Annotated in this window: 20 protein-coding genes; 8 read left to right on the top strand and 12 right to left on the bottom strand. The window is 71.5% G+C overall.

Annotation, left to right across the window (positions count from 1 at the left end; translation table 11 throughout):
- The 5 genes from CCN44_RS13590 to CCN44_RS13570 form a co-directional block, all read left to right on the top strand.
- Window positions 1-527: methyltransferase domain-containing protein (locus CCN44_RS13590; protein ID WP_086697786.1), on the top strand; the 527-nt coding region annotated here is incomplete at its 5' end.
- 742 nt (window positions 528-1,269) lie between these two features.
- On the top strand, window positions 1,270-2,043 hold the full coding sequence (locus CCN44_RS13585) for an isoprenyl transferase (protein WP_059252365.1): 774 nt from the start codon (window positions 1,270-1,272) through the stop codon (window positions 2,041-2,043).
- A gap of 348 nt (window positions 2,044-2,391) precedes the next feature.
- Window positions 2,392-3,717 (top strand): PhoH family protein, encoded by a 1,326-nt coding sequence (locus tag CCN44_RS13580; RefSeq protein ID WP_086697785.1) that lies wholly within the window; start codon window positions 2,392-2,394, stop codon window positions 3,715-3,717.
- 408 nt (window positions 3,718-4,125) lie between these two features.
- Window positions 4,126-4,839 (top strand): aggregation-promoting factor C-terminal-like domain-containing protein, encoded by a 714-nt coding sequence (locus tag CCN44_RS13575; RefSeq protein ID WP_451760477.1) that lies wholly within the window; start codon window positions 4,126-4,128, stop codon window positions 4,837-4,839.
- Window positions 4,840-4,990: 151 nt separating this feature from the next.
- The gene (locus CCN44_RS13570; protein WP_086697784.1) at window positions 4,991-6,373 is read left to right on the top strand and encodes an AI-2E family transporter; all 1,383 of its coding nucleotides are present in this window, start codon (window positions 4,991-4,993) and stop codon (window positions 6,371-6,373) included.
- A 21-nt stretch (window positions 6,374-6,394) separates the two neighbouring features.
- Here CCN44_RS13570 and CCN44_RS13565 read toward each other — a convergent pair whose 3' ends face one another.
- Both CCN44_RS13565 and CCN44_RS13560 read right to left on the bottom strand, forming a co-directional pair.
- On the bottom strand, window positions 6,395-6,928 hold the full coding sequence (locus CCN44_RS13565; protein ID WP_059252369.1) for an alkyl hydroperoxide reductase: 534 nt from the start codon (window positions 6,926-6,928) through the stop codon (window positions 6,395-6,397).
- 3 nt (window positions 6,929-6,931) lie between these two features.
- Window positions 6,932-7,486, bottom strand: coding sequence for a peroxiredoxin (locus CCN44_RS13560; protein ID WP_059252370.1), 555 nt, complete (start codon window positions 7,484-7,486; stop codon window positions 6,932-6,934).
- Window positions 7,487-7,618: 132 nt separating this feature from the next.
- Between CCN44_RS13560 and CCN44_RS13555 the strand changes: the two genes are divergently transcribed.
- Window positions 7,619-8,566 (top strand): LysR substrate-binding domain-containing protein, encoded by a 948-nt coding sequence (locus CCN44_RS13555; RefSeq protein WP_059252371.1) that lies wholly within the window; start codon window positions 7,619-7,621, stop codon window positions 8,564-8,566.
- Between the two features lie 69 nt (window positions 8,567-8,635).
- Here the strand turns inward: CCN44_RS13555 and CCN44_RS13550 are convergent, their stop codons facing one another.
- The 5 genes from CCN44_RS13550 to CCN44_RS13530 all read right to left on the bottom strand — a co-directional run bounded on the left by CCN44_RS13550 (window position 8,636) and on the right by CCN44_RS13530 (window position 13,444).
- The gene (locus CCN44_RS13550; RefSeq protein WP_059252372.1) at window positions 8,636-10,978 is read right to left on the bottom strand and encodes an FtsX-like permease family protein; all 2,343 of its coding nucleotides are present in this window, start codon (window positions 10,976-10,978) and stop codon (window positions 8,636-8,638) included.
- The gene (locus CCN44_RS13545) at window positions 10,975-11,664 is read right to left on the bottom strand and encodes an ABC transporter ATP-binding protein (protein WP_059252373.1); all 690 of its coding nucleotides are present in this window, start codon (window positions 11,662-11,664) and stop codon (window positions 10,975-10,977) included. The genes CCN44_RS13550 and CCN44_RS13545 overlap by 4 nt, the downstream gene beginning before the upstream one ends.
- Entirely contained in the window at window positions 11,661-12,185 is a 525-nt protein-coding gene (locus tag CCN44_RS13540) for a PadR family transcriptional regulator (RefSeq protein ID WP_059252374.1), read from the bottom strand. Before CCN44_RS13540 ends, CCN44_RS13545 begins: the two co-directional genes overlap by 4 nt.
- 93 nt (window positions 12,186-12,278) lie before the next feature.
- A complete protein-coding gene (locus tag CCN44_RS13535; RefSeq protein ID WP_399009312.1) occupies window positions 12,279-12,587 on the bottom strand; it encodes a type II toxin-antitoxin system antitoxin in 309 nt (102 codons plus the stop codon).
- Window positions 12,533-13,444: an SPFH domain-containing protein gene (locus CCN44_RS13530; protein WP_059252376.1), complete on the bottom strand. Its 912-nt coding sequence runs from the start codon at window positions 13,442-13,444 to the stop codon at window positions 12,533-12,535. The genes CCN44_RS13535 and CCN44_RS13530 overlap by 55 nt, the downstream gene beginning before the upstream one ends.
- Window positions 13,445-13,671: 227 nt before the next feature.
- On the opposite strand from CCN44_RS13530, the gene CCN44_RS13525 reads away from it, so the two are divergent.
- Window positions 13,672-15,972, top strand: coding sequence for a transglycosylase domain-containing protein (locus CCN44_RS13525; RefSeq protein WP_059252377.1), 2,301 nt, complete (start codon window positions 13,672-13,674; stop codon window positions 15,970-15,972).
- Between the two features lie 66 nt (window positions 15,973-16,038).
- Here CCN44_RS13525 and CCN44_RS13520 read toward each other — a convergent pair whose 3' ends face one another.
- The 3 genes from CCN44_RS13520 to CCN44_RS13510 form a co-directional block, all read right to left on the bottom strand.
- On the bottom strand, window positions 16,039-18,159 hold the full coding sequence (locus tag CCN44_RS13520) for an ATP-binding SpoIIE family protein phosphatase (protein ID WP_202430289.1): 2,121 nt from the start codon (window positions 18,157-18,159) through the stop codon (window positions 16,039-16,041).
- A 253-nt stretch (window positions 18,160-18,412) separates the two neighbouring features.
- Entirely contained in the window at window positions 18,413-19,102 is a 690-nt protein-coding gene (fomD, locus tag CCN44_RS13515; protein ID WP_086697782.1) for a cytidylyl-2-hydroxypropylphosphonate hydrolase, read from the bottom strand.
- 97 nt (window positions 19,103-19,199) lie between these two features.
- Window positions 19,200-20,585 (bottom strand): class II fumarate hydratase, encoded by a 1,386-nt coding sequence (locus CCN44_RS13510; RefSeq protein WP_059255213.1) that lies wholly within the window; start codon window positions 20,583-20,585, stop codon window positions 19,200-19,202.
- A 215-nt stretch (window positions 20,586-20,800) separates the two neighbouring features.
- On the opposite strand from CCN44_RS13510, the gene CCN44_RS13505 reads away from it, so the two are divergent.
- Window positions 20,801-21,178, top strand: coding sequence for a hypothetical protein (locus CCN44_RS13505; RefSeq protein WP_059252380.1), 378 nt, complete (start codon window positions 20,801-20,803; stop codon window positions 21,176-21,178).
- Between the two features lie 109 nt (window positions 21,179-21,287).
- On the opposite strand, the gene CCN44_RS13500 is transcribed toward CCN44_RS13505, so the two are convergent.
- Window positions 21,288-23,081, bottom strand: a complete 1,794-nt coding sequence (locus tag CCN44_RS13500) for a FumA C-terminus/TtdB family hydratase beta subunit (RefSeq protein ID WP_414820499.1) — start codon at window positions 23,079-23,081, stop codon at window positions 21,288-21,290.
- Window positions 23,082-24,908: 1,827 nt separating this feature from the next.
- On the bottom strand, window positions 24,909-25,374 hold a 466-nt coding region (locus CCN44_RS13495), incomplete at its 5' end, for a nucleoside triphosphate pyrophosphohydrolase (protein WP_143649734.1).

Genomic DNA, 25,374 nt, shown 5'->3' with positions numbered 1-25,374 from the left:
CGCCGAACGCGGCCAGGGCCACGGCGCTGCTGCGGCCCCGCGGGGTCGTGGTGGTCGCCGCCCCGGACGACGCCCCGCTGCCCTTCGCGGACGAGGCGTTCGACCTGGTGCTCAGCCGGCACCCGGTGCGCCCGCACTGGGACGAGATCGCCCGGGTGCTGCGGCCCGGCGGCACCTACTTCGCCCAGCACGTGGGGCCGAGCAGCGTCTTCGAGCTGGTCGAGTACTTCCTCGGCCCGCAGCCCGAGGAGGCGCGCCGCGCCCGCGACCCCGAGCGGGAGCGGGCCGATGCCGAGGCCGCGGGCCTGGAGGTGGCGGGGCTGCGCGCGGAGCGGCTGCGGACGGAGTTCCACGACATCGCCGCCGTCGTGCACTTCCTGCGCAAGGTGGTCTGGATGGTCCCGGGCTTCACGGTCGAGGCGTACGAGCCGCAACTGCGCGCGCTGCACGAGCGGATCGAGAGGGAAGGGCCGTTCGTCGCACACAGCGCCCGGCATCTCTTCGACCTCCGCAAGCCCGCACGCTGACCCGTGTCCGGCGGCCGTCTGACGAAAGTTTGACGGGAGTTCTCCCAGGGTTTCCACATTGTTATCGGCCCCGGTTTCACATCGGTCTCACCTGTCACGTAAGTTCAGACCAAGGTAATTCGCGTGAGCAAAGCTGCGCGGTCGGTACCGCGCAGTGGAGGGGGCTGCGCGGTGCCGTGAAACCGGGCGATCTTCATTCGGCGGCGTAGCGGAATCGTCAAGTCCACCGTTCGCTGACGCCGTCGCCCGTCGGAGGGACCCGGGGCAACTCGCCGATGTCCCCCAAGATGGCGTAAACCTTGCGAATCTGTTCGTACCCGAGCGGATTTCCCTGTGATTCCGCTGTGAACCGGCCAGGAAACGCCCCGAATCTCCTATTCCACAGCCAGCAGGGCGTTGCCGGGTGATTCCGGAGAGTAGTTGTGGCACGCCGATGCACCCACCATCCCTTACGAAGGGTTATGGTGGAAACCCCCCCTCGGGCCGGTCCGTCTCCCCCCCACGGACCGGCCCGTTTTTCATGGGCCGCCCGGAACCTCTCGGGCGGGTTCCGGCGTCCCCGTCGAGGGCGATCCCGTCGAAGGCGCGGTCCCCGGCCGGTGAACCGCCGCGCCCCGCGGGTGCCGCGGCACCGGCGGAACCCCGCGCCCCGCGCAAGCCCCGGGCCATGACCAACCCCCGATCAGCGGTAGGCTCAACGGCTCCGGCACCCCATCCCCGCGCCAAACCCCCGGAGGGCCACGTGAACCTGCGCGACAAGCTGCGCGGCCTGCTCGTCAGGCTCTACGCACGCCGGGTGGAAGGCCACCTGGACCACGCTCAGGTGCCCAAGCACATCGGCGTCATCATGGACGGCAACCGCCGCTGGGCGAAGGCGTCCGGATCCAGCACCGTCCACGGGCACCGGGCCGGCGCCGAGAAGATCGAGGAGTTCCTCGGCTGGTGCACCGAGACCGATGTCGAGGTCGTCACCCTGTGGCTGCTGTCCACCGACAACTTCGACCGGCCGCAGGAGGAACTCGTCCCCCTGCTCGGCATCATCGAGGACGTCGTGCGCACCCTCGCCGCCGACGGCCGCTGGCGGGTGCACCACGTCGGCACGATGGACCTGCTGCCCGCGCAGATGCAGACGGCGCTGAAGGAGGCCGAGGAGGCCACCGCCCACATCGACGGGATACTCGTCAACGTGGCCATCGGGTACGGCGGCCGGCAGGAGATCGCCGACGCCGTGCGCTCCATGCTGCACGACGCGCGCGACAAGGGCGTGTCGATGGAGGAGCTCGCCGAGTCCGTCGACATCGACATGATCGGCCGTCACCTCTACACGGGTGACCAGCCGGACCCGGACCTGGTGATCCGCACCAGTGGCGAACAGCGGTTGTCCGGATTCATGCTCTGGCAGACCGCTCACTCGGAGTACTACTTCTGCGAGGTCTTCTGGCCGGCCTTCCGCAAGGTCGACTTCCTGCGCGCGTTGCGTGACTACGCCGCACGTCACCGCCGCTACGGCGGCTGACCCGCCCGCACCGCCCCGTCGCCGCCCGGTGACGGGGCGTTGTCGTGTACCCGGCTTGGCGAGGATGTAACAAGGAGTTCACCGGCGCGCTGTTGGCCGCATTTGCATGGCAGCGCATGTTCGAGGGCATAAACCCAACAGGTCGACACCCGAACCACGGGCGTCGGTTCTCAGCGGGCGGCTCGGGGCCGTCCGCCCGGGAGGCCCTTTGCACCAGCCCGACCGTGCGGTCACGGCACGGAAGCAGCCGCGAAGGGCCGGTTCACGGCCCGTCGCGCGCGGGGGCCAGACACCGGTCCAGCATCACTTCGTCGCTCCCCGACCTCATCCGAGGGGGTACGTCCTTCCGTGGTGACCAGCACAAAGCGCCACAAGCCCGACCGGCGCACGTATGTTCTCGACACCAGCGTCCTGCTGGCCGACCCGAGCGCCCTGACCCGCTTCGACGAGCACGAGGTCGTGCTCCCCGTCGTGGTGGTCACGGAGCTGGAGGCCAAGCGGCACCATCCCGAACTCGGCTACTTCGCCCGGCAGGCCCTGCGCCTGCTGGACGACTACCGGGTGAAGCACGGTCGCCTCGACGCACCCATCCCGATCGGCGAGCTGGGCGGCACGGTCCGGGTCGAGCTGAACCACTCGGACCCCAGTGTGCTGCCCACCGGCTACCGCCTGGGGGACAACGACTCGCGCATCCTCGCGGTGGCCCGCAACCTGCAGGCCGAGGGGTTCGACGTCACCGTCGTGTCGAAGGACCTGCCGCTCAGGATCAAGGCGTCGTCGGTCGGCCTCCTCGCCGAGGAGTACCGGGCCGAACTCGCCATCACGGAGAACTCCGGCTGGACCGGGATGACCGAACTCACCCTGCCGGGCGAGCAGGTGGACATCCTCTTCGAGGAAGGGCACGTGTACGTCCCGGAGGCGGCCGACCTCCCCGTGCACACCGGCCTGACCATCCAGTCCGAGCGCGGCAAGGCACTCGGCCGGGTCACCGCCGAGGGCAACGTCCGGCTGGTGCGCGGCGACCGGGAGGTGTTCGGCATCAAGGGCCGCAGCGCCGAGCAGCGCATCGCGCTCGACCTGCTGCTCGACCCGGACATCGGCATCGTCTCGATGGGCGGCCGGGCCGGCACCGGCAAGTCGGCGCTGGCACTGTGCGCGGGCCTGGAGGCGGTCCTGGAGCGCCGCCAGCACCAGAAGGTGATGGTCTTCCGGCCGCTGTACGCCGTCGGCGGGCAGGAGCTGGGCTATCTGCCGGGCACCGAGGCGGAGAAGATGAGCCCCTGGGCGCAGGCCGTCTTCGACACCCTCTCGGCGGTCACCAGCCGCGAGGTCATCGAGGAGGTCACCGCGCGCGGGATGCTGGAGGTGCTCCCGCTCACCCACATCCGCGGGCGCTCGCTGCACGACGCGTTCGTGATCGTGGACGAGGCGCAGTCCCTGGAGAAGAACGTCCTGCTGACCGTCCTGTCCCGGATCGGCGCCAACTCCCGCGTCGTTCTCACCCATGACGTGGCACAGCGGGACAATCTGCGCGTGGGCCGCTACGACGGTGTCGTCGCCGTCGTGGAGAAGCTGAAGGGGCACCCGCTCTTCGCGCACGTCACGCTGACGCGGTCCGAGAGGTCCCAGATTGCCGCCCTTGTGACCGAAATGCTGGAGGACGGCCACATCTGACGCATCTGCCCCTGGGGCGGGCCCACTTGGCGCCGTCCGGCAAAGGCCACGAGCCTAGCCGGGCGGCGCCTTCGCGCGTGGAGCTTTCCTGAAATCCCCAGGGCCAAACGACATGTGAGCTTTCACACGCAACACAGAATTGCCACGCGGCGTCCGGTTACGGCAGAGTCTCACTCCTGTCAGGCCCCGCATACGACACAGCCGTACCCCCAGCGGTACGGCGCCCCGGAAGCACCACCAACTCCATAGAGTTCGTCGTATGCCGCCCGAGCACCACGCGGCGCTCCCTGAAGGGGAGTTGCCCACCGGGCCCGCGCCTCCCGTGACCCCGCAGTTGGGAGGCCAGTGTCAGGGGCACGATTGCGTCCGCCAGGGTCACCGAAGCGGGCGATGCTGGAAGGAAACCGTGTGAGCCGGATTTCGGTCCGGGGATTCGCAGTGGCCTCGGCCACCGCGGTCACCGCTGTCGGAAGCGTCGTCGGCGTTGCCTCGGGCAGCACCGCGCAGACCAACGACGCCGAGGCGACGGCAGCCGACACCACGCTCCTCGCGGACATACCCGCGGGTCAGCAGGCGCAGGTGCAGGTTGCGTCCCTGACGCAGCAGGCCGACGCGCAGGCCATCGCCGCGGACACGAGCGCCAAGAAGGACGCCGAGGAGGCCGCCCGCAAGGCAGCCGCCGAGACCGCGATCGCGAAGAAGGCAGCCGCGGAGAAGGCTGCCAAGGCGGCCAAGGAGGCCAAGGAGCGCGCCGAGGCGAAGGCCACCGCGGCCAGCCGCGGCGGCACCGACGTCCGCGACTCCTCCAGCTTCCCGGTCCAGGGCAGCTACAGCGTGGCCCAGATCCAGGCGATGGCGCGCCAGATGGTGGCCGCCGGCCAGTACCAGTGCTTCAGCAACATCGTGGACCACGAGTCCAGCTGGAACTACCGCGCGGTGAACCCCTCCTCCGGTGCCTACGGCCTCTTCCAGGCCCTGCCGGGTTCGAAGATGTCGTCGGCCGGCGCCGACTGGCAGACCAACCCGGCCACCCAGATCAAGTGGGGTCTCAACTACATGAACGAGCGCTACGGCAGCCCGTGCGAGGCCTGGACCTTCTGGCAGGCCAACCACTGGTACTGAGCGTTCCGCCCGGTTCGCCCGAGCCCTCTCAACCTTGCGCAGCCCCTCCCCGTCCTCAGGGGAGGGGCTTTCGCCCTGTACGGTCGTATCCGAACGACTCCCGGGGGGAGTGGTGGCGAGCACCCGGGGACGCGGGGGAAGAGGACGGATCATGTCGCGAGTGCCAGGGTGGCTCGGCCGGCTGGGGGCCGGCCTCACCGAGATGAGCGAGCGCCTGGACGAGCGCCGGGCCGAGGCGGAGAAGGAGCGGGCCGGCACCGCCGAGCGCACCGCTCCCGACTCCGCCGGCACGGAACCGGCCGACGCGACCGCCGAGGCGGTCCCGGCCGCTCGCCGGCCCGCCGCGCCGCGCGGCCCCCGCCCCGATCCGGCCGAGGCCGTGCCCTGGGGCGTCCGGGTCGCCGCCGAGGCCGGCTGGCGGCTGCTGGTCCTGGCCGGCACCGTCTGGGTGCTGATGCGGGTCATCAGCGCCGTGCAGCTGGTGGTGTTCACCTTCGTCATCGCCCTGCTGGTCACCGCGCTGCTCCAGCCGACCGTCGCCCGGCTCACCCGGCGCGGGGTGCCCCGCGGCCCGGCCACCGCGCTCACCGCCATCAGCGGCTTCGTCGTCATCGGTCTGATGGGCTGGTTCGTGACCTGGCAGGTCATGGAGAACATCGACACGCTCTCCACCCAGATCCAGAGCGGCATCGACGACCTGCGCAACTGGCTGCTGAAGAGCCCCTTCCACGTCACCGACAAGCAGATCAACCAGATCGCCCAGAACCTGCGCGAGGCGATCGGCGCCAACGCCGACCAGATAACGTCCGCGGGCCTGGAGGGCGTCCAGGTCATCGTGGAGGCCCTCACCGGCATCCTGCTGGTGTTCTTCTCGACGCTGTTCCTGCTCTACGACGGCAAGCGCATCTGGGAGTGGTTCCTGAAGCTGGTGCCCGCCGCCGCCCGCCCGGGCGTGGCCGGCGCCGGCCCGCGCGCCTGGCAGACCCTGACCGCCTACGTCCGCGGCACGGTCCTGGTCGCCCTGATCGACGCCATCTTCATCGGTATCGGCATCTACTTCCTCGATGTGCCGATGGCCGTCCCGCTGGCCGTCTTCATCTTCCTTTTCTCGTTCATCCCGCTGGTCGGCGCGGTCGCCTCCGGTGCGCTCGCGGTGATCGTGGCCCTGGTCACCCAGGGCGTCTTCACCGCGGTCATGACCCTCGTCGTGGTCCTCGCGGTCCAGCAGATCGAGGGACACGTGCTGCAGCCGTTCATCCTCGGCCGCGCGGTCCGCGTCCACCCGCTCGCGGTCGTGCTGACCGTGGCCGCCGGCGGCATGGTGGCCGGCATCGGCGGCGCGGTGGTGGCCGTACCGCTGGTGGCGGTGACGAACACGGTGGTGGGGTATCTGCGGCGGTACTCGCAGGAGGTTCAGGGAAACGCGGCCCGTCCGGAGGACGAGGACGAGGCCGCTCGGGCCGACGAGGGGTCCGCGGGCGCGGGCCCCGGTGCGGTCGGCGAAGACGCCGAGAACCCCGCCCACCAGCAGTGAGCGGGGTTCCGGAACAGCGGTTTACTCGGCGAGCACCGCTTCCGCGTCCAGCGTGACGCCGACCGCCTGCACCACAGAGGCGATCTTGAACGCCTCCTGGATGGTGTCGCGCTCCACGCCGGCCTTGCGCAGCACCTGCTCGTGCGAGTCCAGGCACATGCCACAGCCGTTGATCGCGGAGACCGCGAACGACCACAGCTCGAAGTCGACCTTGTCCACGCCCGGGTTGCCGATGACGTTCATCCGCAGGCCCGCGCGCAGGGTGCCGTACTCGTGGTCGGACAGCAGGTGCCGGGTCCGGTAGAAGACGTTGTTCATCGCCATGATGGCGGCGGCCGACTTGGCGGCCTGGTACGCCTCCGGCGAGAGGTTCGCCTTGGCCTCCGGCTCCAGCTCACGCAGCACGATCGGGGAGCGGGAGGCGATGGCGGTCGCCAGCACCGTGCCCCACAGCTGCTGCGCGGGAAGGTCCGAGTTGCCGATGACCGAGCCCAGGTTGAGCTTCAGGTCCTTGGCGTAGTCCGGGATCCGGGACTTCAGGGAGTCGAGCGACACGGGTCACTCACCAGCCAGCAGCGCGACCGGGTCGAGGGTCTCCTCGCCCTTGTTCCAGTTGCAGGGGCACAGCTCGTCGGTCTGCAGGGCGTCGAGGACCCGCAGGACCTCCTTGGGGTTACGGCCCACGGAACCGGCGGTGACCATCGTGAACTGGATCTCGTGGTTCGGGTCCACGACGAAGACGGCGCGCTGGGCGTAGCCGTCCTCGCCCTCGATGCCGAGGTCGCGCATCAGCTCGTGCTTCGGGTCCGCCATCATCGGGAACGGCAGGTCCGTCAGGTCCGGGTGGTCCTTGCGCCAGGCGTGGTGGACGAACTCGGAGTCACCGGAGAAGCCGAGGATCTGGGCGTCGCGGTCGGCGAACTCGTCGTTCAGCTTCCCGAACGCGGCGATCTCGGTCGGGCACACGAACGTGAAGTCCTTGGGCCAGGCGAAGACCACGAGCCACTTGCCCTCGTAGGACTTGTGGTTGATCTGCTCGAACTCCTTGCCCTTCTCCAGCGAGACGCAGGCGGTCAGATCGAACTCGGGGAACTTGTCACCGACAGTGAGCACACGCTCTCCTTGCAGCGAAGAAACTTCCCTTTTGGGGCGTTTCCCATGGGTTGGACGTGTTCGATGTTGGCACAGGGTGCATTGATTAGGGAAATAGCTACACTAGGTCGTGTTGATCGGAGGTAGCTATCAGTGACTGTGAGTAACGGCAAGCGGAGGCAGCCGAGCCTGTCGCAGCTGCGCGCCTTCGCCGCCGTGGCCGAGCATCTGCACTTCCGGGACGCGGCGGCGGCCATCGGGATGAGCCAGCCCGCCCTGTCCGGCGCGGTCTCGGCGCTGGAGGAGACCCTCGGGGTGACCCTTCTCGAGCGTACGACCCGCAAGGTGCTGCTCTCGCCCGCGGGGGAGCGGCTGGCCGTGCGCGCCAAGGCGGTGCTGGAGGCGGTCGGGGCGCTGATGGAGGAGGCCGAGGCGGTTCGGGCGCCCTTCACGGGCGCGCTGCGCCTCGGCGTGATCCCCACCGTCGCGCCGTATCTGCTGCCGGCCGTGCTGCGGCTCGTCCACGAGCGCTACCCGGACCTCGACCTCCAGGTGCACGAGGAGCAGACCGCCAACCTGATCGACGGCCTGAACTCCGGCCGGCTCGACCTGCTGCTGCTGGCCGTGCCGCTCGGCGTCCCCGGGGTCGTGGAACTGCCCCTCTTCGACGAGGACTTCGTGCTCGTCACCCCGCTCGACCACTGGCTCGGCGGCCGGGAGGGCATCCCGCGCGAGGCGCTCAAGGAGCTCAACCTGCTGCTCCTGGACGAGGGCCACTGCCTGCGCGACCAGGCCCTGGACATCTGCCGGGAGGCGGGCCGCGAGGACGCGCCGGTCACCACCACGGCCGCCGGCCTGTCCACGCTGGTCCAGCTGGTGGCCGGCGGCCTCGGCTGCACGCTGCTGCCGCGCACCGCGCTGAAGCTGGAGACCGCCCGCAGCAGCCAGTTGCTCACCGGCTCCTTCGCCGAGCCCGCGCCGAGCCGCCGGGTGGCCTTCGCCATGCGCGCGGGGGCGGCGCGGGCGGCGGAGTACGAGGAGCTGGCGGGGGCGCTGCGGGAGGCGCTTCGCGCGTTGCCGGTGCGGGTGCTGGACCCCTGAGCGGTCCCGCCCCGCGCGGGGGAACCGCGCGGCCGGCCACGACGGCGCCGCGGCCGGCCGGCGGCAGGATCACTCCGTACGCAGCCCGTCGGCCCGCATCAGCCGTGCCAGCGGCGGCAGGCTCAGCAAGGTGACCGCGACGACCACCGCCGCGCCCGCGCCGGTCAGGGCCAGCACGCTCGCCCAGTCGACGGACACCGCGGTGGCCGTCATCTTCAGCAGCACCGCGCCGAGGGTCAGGCCCACCGCCAGCGCCAGCAGCAGCCCGAGGGCGATCGGCACCGCCGTCTGCCACAGCACCGACAGGCCCAGCGTGCGGCGCCGGGTGCCGAAGGCGACCAGCGACGACAGCAGCTTGCGCCGCTCGCGCAACTGCTCCAGCTGCGAGACCAGCAGGCTCGCCCCGATCAGTGCCAGCACACACACGGCGCCGACGAACAGGCCGGTCCGGATGGACGTGAACTTCTTCGAGCTCTCGGTGGCCGACCACACCTGCGCGTCGGCCAGCGGGCTGACCTTCGCGGTGGTGTTGCGGACGTACTCGTGCACGTCCGGCACCGAGTCGCGGACCGAGACGAACACCGTGCCGCTGAGCACCTTGGCCACCTCGGGCGGCACCGCGCTCGGCGTCATCAGGAAGCCGCTCGTCCTGCTGCCGTTGGGCGAGGTGATCGCGCGGGCCCGCTGCAGTCCCTTCGGCACCGTCCAGGTGATCTCCGGGCCCTGGTCGACGCCGTAGGTGGCGTCGAGGTAGAGCGTGCGGCCCGGCTCGGCGAGCTTGGCCGCGTCCTGGTCGAAGTCCCCGCCGCGCGCCACGAAGACGTCGCCGTCCCGGCAGGAGGCCAGCCGGGCCACCTCGCGCAGCGACGCGCAGTCACCCACCGTCACACTCGTCGTGACGGAAGTGGACTGGTCCTCTTTCCAACTGCGGTCGCCCAGCGAGGCGCTGCCCAGCGCGACGGCCTTGCGCACGCCCTCGGTCTCGGCGAACTTCTCCGCGGCCGGCCGGAGCGCGAGCCCCCGCGGCAGCTGGACCTGCATCTGGGCCCGGGTGACATCGTCGCCGGTGGCCTTCGTGTAGTCGCTCTCGACGCCCGCGAACACCATTTGCAGCGCGATCGCCCCGGCCACCGCGACCGCGATGCCGTTGACCATGCGGGCGGCCGAACCGCTGCTCAGCTGGAGCCGCCGTATGGCCAGTTGCCACGACACGCTGCCCGCGCCCAGCCGGGCGACGGCCGCCTCCACGGCCCACGGCAGCAGCGCGGTGACACCCACCAGCAGCAGCAGGACACCGCCGATCACCAGGTACTCGTTGAAGCTCCCGTTCGACCGGCCCTGGCCGAGCATCGGTGACAGCAGGGCGAGTCCGCCCAGCGGCAGCAGCAGCCGCCACCACAGCCGGCGCCGTGCGGGTCTGGCCGTACGGACCACGCCCAGCGGCTCGATGACCACGCCGCGCAGCGCGAACAGCGTGACCAGTACGGCCGCCGCCGGGACGGCGACCGCGACCAGCGCCGCCAGCGCGGGCGTGGGGTCGAGATAGCTGGGGAACACGCTGATGCCCAGGATCTCGACGCTGCCCGCCACCTGGCGTCCGATCAGGAAGAACACGGTGCCGAAGGCCAGGCCGAGCAGCGATCCGGCGAACGCCTCGCCGGCCGCGATCCGCCGGGTCATCCGGCTGTCGGAGCCCACCAGCCGCAGCGCGGCCAGCCGGCGGTCGCGGCGCTCGCCGCCGAACCGTACGGCCGCGGCGATGAACACCGCGACGGGCATCAGCAGCACCACGAAGACGATCAGCACCAGCAGGATCAGCACCGGGTCCGCCGTGTCCGACTGGGCCGGCTGCGGACGCCCGAACTCGGCGATCCGGGCCGTCTGCCAGCCGTTGATGCGCGGCGCGAGGTCCTTCGCGCCGGCGTAGTAGGCGAGTTCCCGGGACCCGATGAGCCCCTCCTCGCCGATCGTCCCGACCACCCGGTACGGCAACCGCTCGCGCAGCAGCCTGCCGTCGGCCGAGTCGAGCAGCTCCTTCAGCGCGGGGGAGACCACCATGTCACCCGGAGCCGGGTACCGGTCCAGTCCCGGGGCCATCGGGGCGCGCGGGCCCTCCGGTTCCACCAGCCGGCCGCGGACGTCCTTGCCCCGGTAGGACGTGTTCACATCGGAGATCACCAGGGTGTTCGCGGCCTTCGGCCGGGACGGGCCGTAGGTGTAGTCGAGGCGGGCCTCGTCGCGCTGGTGCCGTACCGACAGGGCGTTGGGCAGCGCCGTGGTCAGCAGCAGCAGGGCCACGCCCAGGCCGACGCCGACCGCGGTCAGCAGCATCCGCACCCAGCCCTCGCGCCCGCCGGACCAGGCGAACCGCATGCCGAGGCCCAGATCCCTGGACCACTGCCGCACCTTCATATGGCCCGCTCCATGTCCCGGGACCGGCCGTCGCGTACGACGATCTCCCGGTCGGAGTAGGCGGCCACCCGGGCCTCGTGCGTGACCAGCACCACGGCCGCGTTGGTGGAGCGGGCCGCGTCGGTGAGCAGCTCCATCACGCGTTCGCCGTTGAGGGAGTCGAGCGCGCCGGTCGGCTCGTCGGCGAAGACCACCCGGGGCCCGGTGACCAGGGCCCGGGCCACCGCGACCCGCTGGCCCTGGCCGCCGGAGACCTCGCCGGGCCGCTTGTCCTTGAGGTCGTCCACCTCCAGCCGCTCCATCCAGGTCAGCGCGGCCCGCTCGGCCTGCTTGCGGGGGCGGCCGTTCAGCCGGAGCGGCAGCGCCACGTTCTCCACGCAGGTCAGCTCCGGGACGAGCTGCCCGAACTGGAAGACGAAGCCGAACTCGCTGCGGCGCAGCGCGCTGCGCTCGGCGTCGCTCATGCCGGCCAGTTCCCGGCCGGCGTAGGTGATGGAGCCGGAGTCGGGCGGCACGATGCCGGCGAGGCAGTGCAGCAGCGTCGACTTGCCGGAGCCGGAGGGGCCCATGACGGCGACGACCTCGCCGGGGTGGATGGAGAACTCGGCGCCGTCGAGGGCGACCGTGGGGCCGTAGGACTTGTGCAGGTTCTCGGCGGCGAGCAGGGAGCCGGGGGGAGCGGTCATCGGGCCACCGCCTCACGGAGCTTGTCGAGGCGCGCGGCCGTCAGCTCCAGCCAGCGCAGGTCGGCCTCCAGGTGGAACAGGGCGTGGTCGCAGATCAGCTGGTCCGCGAGGTCGCCCTTGCGCTTGCGGTCGGTCAGGATCCGCATGCTGCGCAGGTGCTCGGCCCGCTGCACGTCGAGGATGTCGGCCGCGTCGCGGTGGGTGAGGAGCGCGAGGACGACCTTGGTGTAGAGGGTCGACTGCAGGTACTCCTCGGGCTTCTCCGGGGTGGCGAGCCAGCGCTCGACGTCGGTGATGCCGGCGTCGGTGATGGCGTACCGCTTGCGCTCGGGGCCGCCGCCCGCCTCGATCCCGTCGACTTCCACGAGGCCGTGCTTCAGCAGCCGGGACATCGTGGAGTAGACCTGGCCGTAGTGCAGCGGCCGGTCGTGACCGAACTTCTCGTCGAAGGCCCGCTTGAGGTCGTAGCCGTGGCGCGGGCCGGACTCCAGGAGCCCTAGGAGGGTGTGACCGATGGACATGGCAGCACTCTACACACGGTGTATACGCGGGATGTATACACGGCGTGCAGGGTCACTGGCAGGGGGTGCGGCCCCGCAGGTGGGGGCCGATTGTCACGGTTCTGACACAGGCGGACGGCCCCGCCGCGGCAGGGGCCCCGTGTCCTTCGGCAGCCGCCCCGCCTCCGCCAGCGCCTTCCGCAGCAGGAACTCGATCTGCGCGTTCGCCGACCGCAGCTCGTCCCCGGCCCACCGGGCCAGTGCCTCGTACACCGCCGGGTCCAGCCGCAGCAGCACCTGCTTGCGCTGCTGCGGCCGGCGCTTCGGGGTCTCCGAAGGGCCTGTCGACGGGCCTGTCGAAGGGTCGGTCACTGGTAGAGCGTTCCCGTGTTGAGGACCGGCTGCGGAGCCCGGTCCCCGCACAGCACCACCATCAGGTTCGACACCATCGCCGCCTTCCGCTCCTCGTCCAGGTCCACGATGTCCGCCTCCGCGATCCGGGCCAGCGCCGCCTCGACCATCCCCACGGCACCGTCGACGATCTGCCGCCGCGCCGCGACCACCGCTCCCGCCTGCTGTCGCTGGAGCATCGCCGAGGCGATCTCGGGAGCGTACGCGAGATGCGTGAAGCGCGACTCGATGATCTCCACACCCGCCGCCTCGACCCGGACCTGCAGCTCGACGGCCAGCTTCTCGGTGATCTCCTCGGCGTTGCCGCGCAGCGACAGGCCGTCCTCGTCGTGGGCGTCGTACGGGTACTCGATCGCGATGTGCCGCACGGCCGTCTCGGTCTGCGTGGCCACGAACTCCGCGAAGTCGTCCACCTCGAAGGTGGCCTGCGCGGTGTCCTGGACCTTCCACACCACGACCGCGGCCAGCTCGATCGGGTTGCCGTAGGCGTCGTTCACCTTCAGTACGGCGGTCTCGTGGTTGCGCACCCGGGTGGAGATACGGGTCCGCGAGGTGAAGGGGTTCACCCAGCGCAGACCGTCCTGCCGGATCGTGCCCCGGTAGCGCCCGAAGAGCTGGACGACCCGGGCCTCGCCGGGCGCCACCGTGTTCAGTCCGCGCATCCCGATCAGCGACGCGAGCAGGACGACGACACCGGCGGCGATGAGCCCGCCCTCGGCGCCGGACGAGGACACCGCCCCGGAGGCCGCGAACAGCGCGACCGCGACGCCGAGCCCGATCAGGCCGAGCAGCAGGGCGAACCCGCCGCCGATGCTGTGGGCGGTGAACTCGCGCACGCGCGGAGCAGGCATCTCGGGTATGTCGGACATGGGTGATCCCCCGTTCTCGTCATGCATGGCTGAACCCATAGCGTGGGTCTAGCTAAGTGATATCACTTTAACCGTCGGAGCAACCCTGGGCCAGTGATAACCGTCGGTTCCGATGGGGTGGGTGCTGATTGTCACGTCCGCAAAAGAACGGATCGGGCGCCCTTTGTCATATAGAGGGGTGTTAGCTTTCGGAGCTGACCCCGAGACGGAAGCGAGCGTAGGGACCGATGGGACGAGCGGAAGAGAGACGAGCGCGACAGCGCGGTGGCCACCGCGCGGCGCCCAAGCGCCGCCGCCCCGAGCCCACGGCGGGCGGCAAGCCCGCGAAGAGCCTCATACGCCGGATGTTCACGTGGAAGAAGATCCTCGGGACCTTCTTCGGGGTGTGCCTGCTGGGCATCCTGGCCTTCATCGGCCTGTACCTCTACGTGGACATCCCCGAGGGCAACGCCGCCGCCCAGCAGCAGAGCAACGTCTACAAGTTCAGTGACGGAACGGTTCTGGCCCGCAAGGGCGAGGTCAACCGCGAGATCGTCGACCTGTCCAAGGTGCCCCGCAAGGTCCAGCTGACCTTCGTCGCCGCCGAGAACAAGAGCTTCTACAGCGACTCCGGCGTCGACTTCAAGGGCACCGCCCGCGGCCTGATCAACACGGCGCTCGGCCGCGGCAAGCAGGGCGGCTCCACGATCACCCAGCAGTACGTCAAGAACTACTACCTCAACCAGGACCAGACCGTCACGCGCAAGCTGAAGGAACTGGTCATCGCGTTGAAGGTGGACCGCGAGAAGTCCAAGGACGACATCCTCGCCGGCTACATCAACACCAGCTACTACGGCCGCAACGCCTACGGCATCCAGGCCGCGGCCCAGGCCTACTTCCACGTCGACGCCGAGGACCTCAAGGTCGAGCAGGGCGCCTACCTCGCCGCGCTGCTCCAGGCGCCCAGCCAGTACGACTGGGCGGTCGCCACCGACATCGGCAAGCGACTGGTCACCGAGCGCTGGAACTACGTCCTGGACAACATGGTCGAGGAGGGCTGGCTGTCCAAGGCGAAGCGCGACGCCATGCACTTCCCCAAGATCAAGGAGCCCAAGGGCGCCCCGGGCCTCGGCGGGCAGAAGGGCTACCTGGTCGAACTCGCCAACCAGCAGCTGGAGCAGCAGCTCATGGCGCAGGAGGGCCTGACCCAGTCGCAGGCGGAGAACGCCGTCGTGGACAAGGGCTGGACCATCACCCTCAACATCGACCGGAAGAAGCAGGCCGCGCTGGAGAACGCCGTCAGGACCCAGCTGACCGGCAAGCTCGACGGGAAGAAGCGCAAGGTCGACGACGCCGTCCAGGCCGGCGCCGTCTCCGTCGACCCCGAGACGGGCAAGATCGTCGCGCTCTACGGCGGCAAGGACTACTACAAGCACTACGTCGACAACGCCACCCGCCGGGACTACCAGCCCGCCTCGACGTTCAAGCCGGTGATCCTCGCCGCCGCCCTGGAGCAGAACGCCACCACGCAGGACGGCAAGCCGATCACCGCGAGCACCGTCTACGACGGCACCAGCCGCCACCAGGTCCTGGACCACGGCTCCCGGGTCGGCTTCGCCCCGCCGAACGAGGACGACGTCGACTACGGCGAGATCACCGTGCAGGAGGCGATGAACAAGTCCGTCAACTCCGTCTTCGCGCAGATGGGCGTGGACGTGGGCATGGACAAGGTCATGAGCACCGCGGGCAAGCTCGGCATGAACACCAAGGGCATGCAGGCGGTGCCCGCCCAGACCCTCGGCTCCATGGGCGCCAGCCCCCTGGAGATGGCCGGCATCTACGCCACCTTCGCCAACCACGGCTACAAGGTCACCCCGACCATCGTGAAGTCGGCGGAGAGCAAGAGCCGTTCGGTGGAGATGCCGAACCCGGTCGGCGGCTCGGTGATCAGCCGCACGGCGGCCGACACCGTCACCTCGGTGCTCACCGGCGTGGTCGACGACGGTACGGCCAAGAAGTCCGTGGCGAGCAACCCGCTGCGGGACGGCCAGCAGGTGGCGGGCAAGACCGGTACCTCCGACGAGAACAAGTCGGCCTGGTTCACCGGCTACACGCCCGACCTGGTCACCTCCGTCGGCCTGTTCGGCGAGGACCCGGAGACCAAGGCCCACGTCTCCCTGCGGGGCGCGACCGGCCTGCTCCCGCCGCCGGGCCGGATCAACGGCGGCGGCTACCCGGCGCAGATCTGGGCCGCCTACACCTTCGGCGTCACCGACAAGGCCACGTTCGACCTGAACACCACGCAGGGCGCGGCCGTCGCACCGACCGAGACGCCGACGTACAGCCAGACCCCGACCCGGACGCCGTCGCAGACGCCGTCCAGCGCGCCGCCGACGTCGAAGTCGCCGACCCAGACGCCGTCCCGGACCCCGTCGCAGACGCCCTCGCAGACACCGTCGCAGACGCCGTCCCGGACCCCCACCACCGGACCGCCGACGGCCCCCGTCACCGAGGACCCGCTCGACCCCGACGACGACTTCGGCCAGTAGACAGGCACACGCGAAGGGCGCCCGGAACACCTCCGGGCGCCCTTCGCGTCGTCACGCCGTCCGGACTCAGCCCGGGTTCAGCTCGAACCACACCACCTTGCCGGTGCTCAGCCGGGTCGCGCCCCAGCGCCGGGCCAGCTTGTTGACCAGGTACAGGCCGCGCCCGCCCTCGTCCGTGGCCCGCGCCTGCCGCAGCCGCGGCAGCTGCGGCACGTCGTCGCCGACCTCGCAGCGCAGCACGTCCGTCCGCAGCAGCCGCAGCGTCACCGGCCGGGACGCGTACCGCACGGCGTTCGTCACGACCTCGCTGACCAGCAGCTCCACCGAGTCCGTCAGGTCCTCCAGGTCCCAGCGGGCGAGCGCGCGCCGGGCCAGCCGGCGGGCCTGGCCCGGGGCGGAGTCCTCCGGCTCCAGCGTCCAGTACGCGACATCGCTCGGCGCGATCCCGTCGAACCGGGCCGCGAGCAGCGCGATGTCGTCGTCCCGGTCGCCGGGACCGAGCATGTCCAGCACCTCGTCGCACAGCGCTTCCAGCGGCGGCGGATGGTCCGGGCCGGTCAGCTGCGCGGTCGCGGCCAGCTTCTCCCGCAGCTGCTCTATGCCGGTCCACACGTCCCGCAGCCGGGACTCCACCAGACCGTCGGTGTACAGCAGCAGGGTGCCCCCGGCCGGCGCGTCCAGCTCCACCGCCTCGAAGTCGACCCCGCCGACGCCGATCGGCGCGCCCGGCGGCACCCGCAGCACCTCGGCCCGGCCGCCCAGGTGCAGCAGCACGGGCGGCGGATGGCCGGCGTTGGCGATCGTGATGCGGTGCGTCACCGGGTCGTACACGGCGTACAGGCAGGTCGCCATGCGGTCGGTGCCCAGGCGCTGCGCCTGCTCGTCCAGGTGGTGCAGCACCTCCTGCGGCGGCAGGTCGAGCCCGGCCAGCGTCTGGGCCGTCGTCCGCAGCTGGCCCATGATGGCCGCCGAGGTCATGGAGTGGCCCATGACGTCGCCGACGACCAGCGCGACCCGGCTGCCGGGCAGCGGGATCGCGTCGTACCAGTCGCCGCCGACCCGCGCGGTCTCCGCCGCCGGCAGATAGCGGGAGGCCAGCCGGACGCCGGTCGGGCGGGGCAGGGTCTCGGGCAGCATGGTGCGCTGGAGCTCGTCGGCGATGTAGGCCTCCCGGCCGTACAGCACCGCCTTGTCGATGCCGAGCGCGCTGTGCGTGGCCAGCTGGGCGGCCACCAGCAGATCGTCCGCCTCGAACGCGAGCCGGTCCGGGCGGCGCAGGAACAGGGCCGCGCCGATCACCCGGCGCCGGCCGCGCAGCGGCGCGAGGATCGCGCGCTGCCCGCCCGGTACGACCCCCTCGCCGCCCTCGCCGAGCAGCTCCGGCAGCGCGGCCCGGGCGGCGGGCGCGTCGGCGAACACCGGCCGGACCCCGCGCAGCACCTCGTTCAGCGCGCCGCCCGGCCGCACCTCGCACAGCTCGGTGGTGAGGGACGACAGGTCCGCCAGCACGGACGGCTCCGGTTCCGGTTCGAACGCCGGCGGCAGCAGCACGCCGTCGGTGTCCCGCTCCTGCGGTATCCGGTCGGTGCGGCGCAGTCGCAGCACCACCGGGCCGCTGGGCCGCTCGTCGCCGACCGGCAGCGGTTCGCGCAGATAGACCAGGATCGCGTCGGAGAACGTCGGCACCGTGGCCCGGCACAGTCCCATCACGATCTCGTCCAGGTCGAGCCCGCGGGCGATGCGCCGGGTGGCCGCGCCCACGAACCTGAGCCGGTCCCCGTCACGCCGCATGGGCATCGGCCGCCCGGGCGGCAGTCCCCGCCCGGTACGGCGCTCCTGACCGCCCGGTGCCCGCTCCTGCTCGGCGCCGGGCTGGGCCGGGATGCCCTCCGGCGCGGGGCGCGGGCGGTGGGCGTCGGGTTCGGTGGTGGCGGGCTGGGAGTGCTCGGAACCGTTGACGGGTAGCTCCTTCCCGTTGCCGTCCGTTCCCTTGCCGCAGGGCGTGGCCGTGCCCGGACCGGAGGACGGCCCGTCGGTCCGGGCCTGCGCGGGTAAGGCCGGGTTGCCGAGCTGCTGCGCGGGCTGTTTCTGGGTACGCAGGAGCGCCCCGCGGGCCTCCGCGGGGTCGACGCCCGGCTGTGGGCGTTCGAAGGAGGTGGGCTGCTCCGTCACGCGTGTCGCATCCATCCGTCCGGGGCTGTGCGCCGGATACGCCGGGCGCGCAGTTGGTCCCGCCGACATGCCGATACCCGCAATACGTGCCCCGGGAACGGAATTCCCGCGGGGCAGGCCTTCGTGGTGGTGCCCTGGTACCCCTCGCTCACGTCCTGCCGCCCCTCGGTGACGATCGGTCAAGCCCCGCGCGTGCTCCGCCGGTTGCACTTTCGCGCCCTTGCGGAGGACGATCCTACGTTTCTTGCCCGGGGGCGCATCAAGGGTCTCATGAGGACACGTGCGCGGGCGTACGGTCCCAGTCCTCAGGGAGAGAAGGTACCGTCCAGGAGGGGTCCGGACGCCAGTGCGGCCAGCCGTCCGCGAACGGCTCCCCCCACGCGCGGATCACCTCCACCGCCTCCTGCCCGGCCGCCCGCACCCGCTCGGCGGTCGCCGGATCCATCAGCCCGTCCCGCTGGGCCTGCGCGAACTCGTCCTCGTCCCGCCAGTGCCAACTGCGGTCCGGGTGCACCGAGATGTCCAGGAAATGGTCCTCGGAGTCCACCCCGCCCGCCCAGCGGACCAGCGGCTGCTCCAGGTTGACGTACCAGTTCTTGAACCGCCAGCCCGGCTCCCAGAACAGCCACACCGACCAGGGCCGGCCGGGCTGGGCCACCTTCAGCACGCCGGTGCCGAACCAGCGGTCCCGCTGCACGGTGCGCGGCTTGGTGTACCGGGACTCCAGCGGCTCCAGGTGCACGGGGGTGCCGTCGGCCAGCACCGGCTTCACGCACTCGGTACCGGGGGCGAGCCACACCGCCAGCAGCTCCGCGTCGTCGCGTACGACGGTGACGGGCCGGGCGATGTGGAAGTGCTCGCCGCCGTTCTCCCGGTAGCGCCACAGGATGTGGGTCCCGGGGGTCCAGTACGTCCCGGGTCCCGCCGCCACTCGTGTCACCGTTCCGTCGTCCGTCATGCACAGATATTAGGTGCCACGGGCATACGACGCTGCGGTGCACGTCACGGTGGTCCGGGGTGGCCGGAAAGGTTCGCTCCCGGTCGGTTCTCCCCGGTTACGGGCGCGTCATCCGCAGGACGTCGAGCGCCTCGTCGAGTTGTTCCAGCGTCAGGTCGCCGCGCTCCACGTACCCGCTCTCCAGGACGACTTCACGGATCGTCTTGCGCTCGGCGAGGGACTTCTTGGCGACCTTCGCGGCCTCCTCGTAACCGATGTACTTGTTCAGCGGGGTCACCACGGACGGCGACGACTCGGCGTACTCGCGGGTGCGTTCGCGGTCGGCGGTGATGCCGTCGACGGTCCGGTCGGCCAGCAGCCGCGAGACGTTGGCGAGCAGCCGGACGGACTCCAGGACGTTCTTGGCGATGACCGGCAGCATGACGTTCAGTTCGAAGTTGCCGGCGGCGCCCGCGGTGGTGATGGTGGCGTCGTTGCCGATGACCTGTGCGGCGACCATCAGCACGGCCTCCGGGACCACCGGGTTGACCTTGCCCGGCATGATCGAGGAGCCGGGTTGCAGGTCGGGCAGCCGGATCTCGGCGAGACCGGTACGCGGCCCGGAGGACATCCAGCGCAGATCGTTGGCGATCTTCGTGAGGCCGACCGCGATGGTCCGCAGCTGCCCGCTGGTCTCCACGATGCCGTCCCGGGCACCCTGCGCCTCGAAGTGGTCGCGGGCCTCGGTGAGCGGCAGCCCGGTGGCCCGGGCGACCTCCCGGATGACGGCGGCGGAGAACCCGGACGGGGTGTTGATGCCGGTGCCGACCGCGGTGCCGCCCAGCGGCAGCTCGGCCAGGCGCGGCAGGGAGGCCCGCAGGCGCTCGACGCCGTACCGCACCTGGGCCGCGTACCCGCCGAACTCCTGCCCCAGCGTCACGGGCGTGGCGTCCATCAGATGGGTCCGCCCCGACTTCACCACGTCCGCGAACTCCTCGGACTTGCGCTCCAGCGCGGCGGCGAGGTGCTCCAGGGCCGGGATCAGGTCGTGGGTGACGGCCGCGGTGGCCGCGATGTGGATCGAGGAGGGGAAGACGTCGTTGGACGACTGCGAGGCGTTCACGTGGTCGTTGGGGTGCACGTCCCGGCCGAGCCGCTCGGTCGCCAGCGTCGCGATGACCTCGTTGGCGTTCATGTTGGACGAGGTGCCGGAGCCCGTCTGGAACACGTCCACCGGGAAGTGCTCGTCCCACCTGCCCGCGGCGACCTCGCCGGCCGCCTCCTGGATCGCCTCCGCGACGTCCTTGTCCAGCACGCCCAGCTCGGCGTTCACCTTCGCCGCCGCCGCCTTGATCCGGGCCAGCGCCTCGATGTGCGCGCGTTCGATGCGCTGCCCGGAGACCGGGAAGTTCTCGACGGCGCGCTGCGTCTGGGCGCGCCACTTGGCCTCGGCGGGGACGCGTACCTCGCCCATGGAGTCGTGCTCGATGCGGTATTCGCTCATGCCGGTATCAGCGATCGGCGCACCGGGGATGTTCCACACCTTGGGCCGCACGGGCGGCGGTGCGACCGCCGGCTGCTGCATTGGCATGACCGGCGTCACCGGGTCGGGGCACTGCGCCCCCGGCCGCCGAGCGGGACCTCCCGGACCGGGTGACGATCGGCCCAGGGTGGGACGGCGACTTCGGGCCGTCACCACAGCCGGCAGGAGGGCAGAACGTGAAACCCACTCAGAAGCGCTTGCTCGGCGCGGCCGTGGCGGTGGCCACGGGCGCCACGGCCCTGCTCGGGACGGGCATCGGCACCGCCGACGCCGCCGGCCGGGCGCACCGCGCGTACTGCGACCACGCCGAACGGGCCATATGGACCGGCGGCGACCCCAGCCGGAACATGACCGCCCACGGCTGCAGCCTGCCGGACGAGAAGCGCCGCTGGTACACCGTCGAGATCGACACCCTCGTGGAGCCCCACTACAAGACGGACTACCTGGACGGAGGGGTCGGCCGGACCGAGACCCTGCACGACAGAACCGTGCGGTGCCTGGGCTACACCTCCGACGACGACGCCGTGCACTGGTTCGGCTGCCTGCCCCACTGACGGATCCGGCGGCCCCCCGTGACGGGGGCCGTCCTTCGTGAACCCCTTCCGGATCCGGCCGGGCGGTCACCCCCCCGGCCGGATCCGGACAGCGGATTCCGCCCGCCGGTCAGGCCAGCCCGGGGCCCCGCACCGGAATGCTCGTAAAGGTCGGCTGCGGAGCCGGGTCCTGGAAGAAGTCGTTGCCCTTGTCGTCCACCACGATGAACGCCGGGAAGTCCTCGACCTCGATCTTCCAGACCGCCTCCATGCCCAGCTCCTCGTACTCCAGCACCTCCACCTTCTTGATGCAGTCCTGGGCGAGGCGGGCGGCGGGGCCGCCGATGGACCCGAGGTAGAAGCCGCCGTGGGCGTTGCACGCGTCGGTGACCTGCTTGCTGCGGTTGCCCTTGGCGAGCATCACCTTCGAGCCGCCCGCGGCCTGGAACTGCTCCACGTAGGAGTCCATGCGGCCGGCCGTGGTCGGGCCGAAGGAACCGGAGGCGTAGCCCTCGGGGGTCTTCGCCGGACCGGCGTAGTACACCGGGTGGTCCTTCAGGTACTGCGGCATCTCCTCGCCCGCGTCCAGCCGCTCCTTGATCTTGGCGTGCGCGATGTCACGGGCCACGACCAGCGGACCGGTCAGCGAGAGGCGGGTCTTCACCGGGTACTTGGTCAGCTCGGCGAGGATCGTGTCCATCGGCTGGTTCAGGTCGATCTTCACCACGTCGGACGACTCGTCGAGGTGCTCGTCCGTGGTGTCGGGCAGGAAGCGCGCCGGGTCCGTCTCCAGCTGCTCCAGGAAGACGCCCTCGGCGGTGATCTTCGCGACGGCCTGCCGGTCGGCCGAGCAGGACACGGCGATGGCGACCGGGCAGGACGCGCCGTGCCGCGGCAGCCGGACCACGCGCACGTCGTGGCAGAAGTACTTGCCGCCGAACTGCGCGCCGATGCCGATCTTCTGGGTCAGCTCGAAGACCTTCTCCTCCAGCTCCTTGTCCCGGAAGCCGTGGCCGAGCGGCGAACCCTCGGTCGGCAGCTCGTCCAGGTAGTGCGCGGAGGCGTACTTCGCGGTCTTCAGCGCGTACTCGGCGCTGGTGCCGCCGACCACGATCGCCAGGTGGTACGGCGGGCAGGCGGCCGTACCCAGCGAGCGGATCTTCTCCTCCAGGAACTTCATCATGGAGGACTCGTTCAGGACGGCCTTGGTCTCCTGGTACAGGAAGGACTTGTTGGCCGAGCCGCCGCCCTTCGCCATGAACAGGAACTTGTAGGCGCCGCCGTCGGTGGCGTACAGCTCGATCTGGGCCGGCAGGTTGGAGCCGGTGTTCTTCTCCTCCCACATGGTGAGCGGAGCCATCTGCGAGTACCGCAGGTTCAGCCGGGTGTAGGCGTCGTAGATGCCGCGGCTCAGCGCCTCCTCGTCCCGGCCGAGGAACTCCAGCGTGACACCGAGGTTCACCGTCGCCGAGGCGTCGCCGCCCTCCGCCGCCTGCCGGTACAGCGGCTCCTTCTCGGTCTCGGCGGCCTTCTTCACATTGGCGAGGAAGACGCCGAGGTCGTTCGCGGCACGCGCGTCGCCCCAGGCCGTCGCGTAGCGCAGCCACTCCTCCGCCTCCTGCTCGCCCCATCTGCCCAGCAGGCTGCCCAGGCTGCCGGCGACCTCGCGGTGGCCCGCCGCCGCCGACCTGCGGTACCAGCGGATCGCCTCGTCCTCGTGTCCGGGACCCACCAGCAGGTCGCCCAGCTCGTGCGCCGCCGCGCCGTCGCCCGCCTCGGCCGCCGTCCGCAGCCAGCGCTCGGCCCTGGCCCGGTGGATCCGGCCGAGGCGCAGCGCGGCCTCGGCGGCCCCCGCCTCCGCGGCCACCTCCAGATACGGAACGGCCTCCTCTTCGTCTCCGTTCCACAGCAGGATCCGCGCCATGTCGGCCGCCGCCTCCGGGTGGCCCGCGTCGGCCGCGCGACGCAGCAGGGACAGCCGCTCCTCGCCTGCGGTGTGGCACGCGAGCCGGAACATCACCTCCGCGTCCGCGGCCTCGACGCGCGAGCGCAGGGCCGCGCGGGCCGCGCCGAGGATCACGCCGTGGTCCAGCGGCGGCCCGGACTCGGCCGCGTCCAGCAGCGTCCACCACACCTCGTCCGGGACCGGCTCCAGGTCCTCCGCCGCCAGCGCCTGCGCGACCAGCGCCCCGTACGCCCGCCAGGTGCCGGACCGCTCACCCGCCACGAGCAGCCCGGAGACGCCGAACATGGGCGCGGTCGCCCAGTGGAGCGCGTCCTCGAGCGACTCGCGTTCCGCCGCTTCCCCGACCTCCGGCCGGTACCGGGGGAGCACCTTCGCGAGCAGCTCGGCCGGCACCGCCCCCGTGACCCCGCACCGGGCGACGTCGACCGCCGCCCGGACCAGCAACCGCCCCAGCGGGTGCTCCTGCCGGGTCCCCGCCCGGCGCCACTCGTCGAACAGCAGATGCCCGACCGCGAAGTACGATCCCACTCCCTCCCTGCCGCTCCACAGGTACGCCGGGTACGCCCGCGGGTCGTCGTGCGCCGACAGCCGCGCCAGCTCGGCCTCGCTCCACTCGCGGCGCAGCTCCACCGTGCGGGCGGCGGCCACGACCCGGTCGCCGGGGGCGGTCCCGGCGCGCCGCCGGTAGTACTCGGCGGGGCGCATCGTGGCGAGCACGACGGCACCGAGGTCGTTGAGCCGCCCGAGCAGCGGCAGATCCAGCCGGCCCGGGCCGAGGTGGTCGGTCAGCTCGTCCAGCCAGACGACGTACCGGCCGGGGCTGCCCCGCAGGGCCGCCGCCAGGGGGCGCAGGTCGGCCCCGGGGTCCGGCGCGTACACACGGTGACTCTCCAGGGAGCGCACGGCGTGCCACGCGGTGTACGACGTGCCCGCGTACGGCTCGCCGAGGAGCAGCACCAGGCCGGTGCGGGCCAGCAGGGCGCGCAGCGCCTCGTCGCAGTCGCGGGGGACGTACGGCGGCACGTCGGGCATCCCCGGCACCGGCCGTGTCGGCCACACCCCGAACTCCAGCGGTCCCACCTCACCGGCCGGCCGCCACTCGGCCGGCACCGGGACCGTGCCGTAGTGGTGGTGCTGCACCCCCACCACGCGCCCGTGGAAGGTGCCGTCGCGGAAGTCGATGTGGTCGCCGGTGCCGCCGGGACGGGCGCCGGGCTCTTGGACCGCCTGCTCCTTGCGCGCTTCGGTGACGGGCTGTGCGGTGACGGGCTCATGGGCGGCGGGCTCGTCGGGCGCCTCGACGTTGCCGGTGTCGTCGAGGTTGCCGGGTCCGGGTTCTTCGGGGCCGCGGAGGGTGGCTCCGGCGGGGTCGGTGGCACCGGCTGTCTCCCTCGTGTCCGTGATGTCGGTGATGTCGAAGGCGGGGAACGCCCTCAGGGAGGAGCCGGGGCCGCCGTCGGCCGCGCCGGAGAAGCCCGTGGGACCCGGCAGGAGCGGGGTGTGGGGGGCCGTCGCGATCCCCCGTAACTCATCGAATTCGTCGGGGTGTTCGCCACGGAGCAGGATCAGGGAGGCGAGCTGGAGATGGCTCGTGAGCCGGTCGTCGCCCCACCGGGTCCACGCCTCGGCCGCGTAGGCCATGCCCGCCCGCGCCAGCGTCTCCTCGACCCGCAGGGCGGCGGCCGGTGAGCGGCGGACCGCGCCCAGCAGCGCGCGCCTCAGTTCCTCCAGCTCCCCTGTCACGCCGGCCCCCACGCCTCGCACCCGCCCGTCGGGGCAACGGTACTAAGCGGACAGCCCCTCAGCAGCCCGTATCGCGTCCCGGTACACCCGCGCCGCCGCCCGCAGTGCCGCCTCCGGGTCGACGCCGGCCGCCTCGGCGCGGACCGCCAGCGCCAGCAGTTCGTACCCGACGCCCTCGCCCTGCGGGAGGGGGACCGCCAGGCCCGCCGTACGGGTGCGGGAGGCGAGCTTGGCGGCGAGGGCCAGTCCGGGCTGGCCGAGCGGCACGCCCTCCGTGACCGAGGCGCGCTGCTTCTCCTCGGCCTTGGTGCGCAGCCAGTGCTCCTTGACGTCCTCCGGGGTCTCGGCCCGCTCGTCGCCGAAGACGTGCGGGTGCCGGTGGATGAGCTTGGCGACGATGCCGCCCGCGACGTCGTCGATGGAGAAGGGCGCGTCCGGGTCCTCCTCGGCGATCCGGGAGTGGAAGACGACCTGGAGGAGGACGTCGCCCAGCTCCTCGCGCAGCTCC

Source organism: Streptomyces tricolor (genome assembly GCF_002155905.1).
GTDB classification, from domain to species: domain Bacteria; phylum Actinomycetota; class Actinomycetes; order Streptomycetales; family Streptomycetaceae; genus Streptomyces; species Streptomyces tricolor.
The sequence above is the reverse complement of the archived record's forward strand: the minus strand, read 5'-3'. Positions and strand labels throughout refer to the sequence as shown.

What these genes read in the sequence shown, in the direction of transcription:
- CCN44_RS13570 (WP_086697784.1), top strand. Translation starts at nt 4,991, where the DNA reads ATGTCGCGAGTGCCAGGGTGGCTCGGCCGGCTGGGGGCCGGCCTCACC.
- CCN44_RS13550 (WP_059252372.1), bottom strand. Translation starts at nt 10,978, where the DNA reads ATGAAGGTGCGGCAGTGGTCCAGGGATCTGGGCCTCGGCATGCGGTTC.
- CCN44_RS13545 (WP_059252373.1), bottom strand. Translation starts at nt 11,664, where the DNA reads ATGACCGCTCCCCCCGGCTCCCTGCTCGCCGCCGAGAACCTGCACAAG.
- CCN44_RS13540 (WP_059252374.1), bottom strand. Translation starts at nt 12,185, where the DNA reads ATGTCCATCGGTCACACCCTCCTAGGGCTCCTGGAGTCCGGCCCGCGC.
- CCN44_RS13530 (WP_059252376.1), bottom strand. Translation starts at nt 13,444, where the DNA reads ATGTCCGACATACCCGAGATGCCTGCTCCGCGCGTGCGCGAGTTCACC.
- CCN44_RS13525 (WP_059252377.1), top strand. Translation starts at nt 13,672, where the DNA reads ATGGGACGAGCGGAAGAGAGACGAGCGCGACAGCGCGGTGGCCACCGC.
- CCN44_RS13520 (WP_202430289.1), bottom strand. Translation starts at nt 18,159, where the DNA reads ATGGATGCGACACGCGTGACGGAGCAGCCCACCTCCTTCGAACGCCCA.
- fomD (WP_086697782.1), bottom strand. Translation starts at nt 19,102, where the DNA reads ATGACGGACGACGGAACGGTGACACGAGTGGCGGCGGGACCCGGGACG.
- CCN44_RS13510 (WP_059255213.1), bottom strand. Translation starts at nt 20,585, where the DNA reads ATGAGCGAATACCGCATCGAGCACGACTCCATGGGCGAGGTACGCGTC.
- CCN44_RS13500 (WP_414820499.1), bottom strand. Translation starts at nt 23,081, where the DNA reads ATGGCGCGGATCCTGCTGTGGAACGGAGACGAAGAGGAGGCCGTTCCG.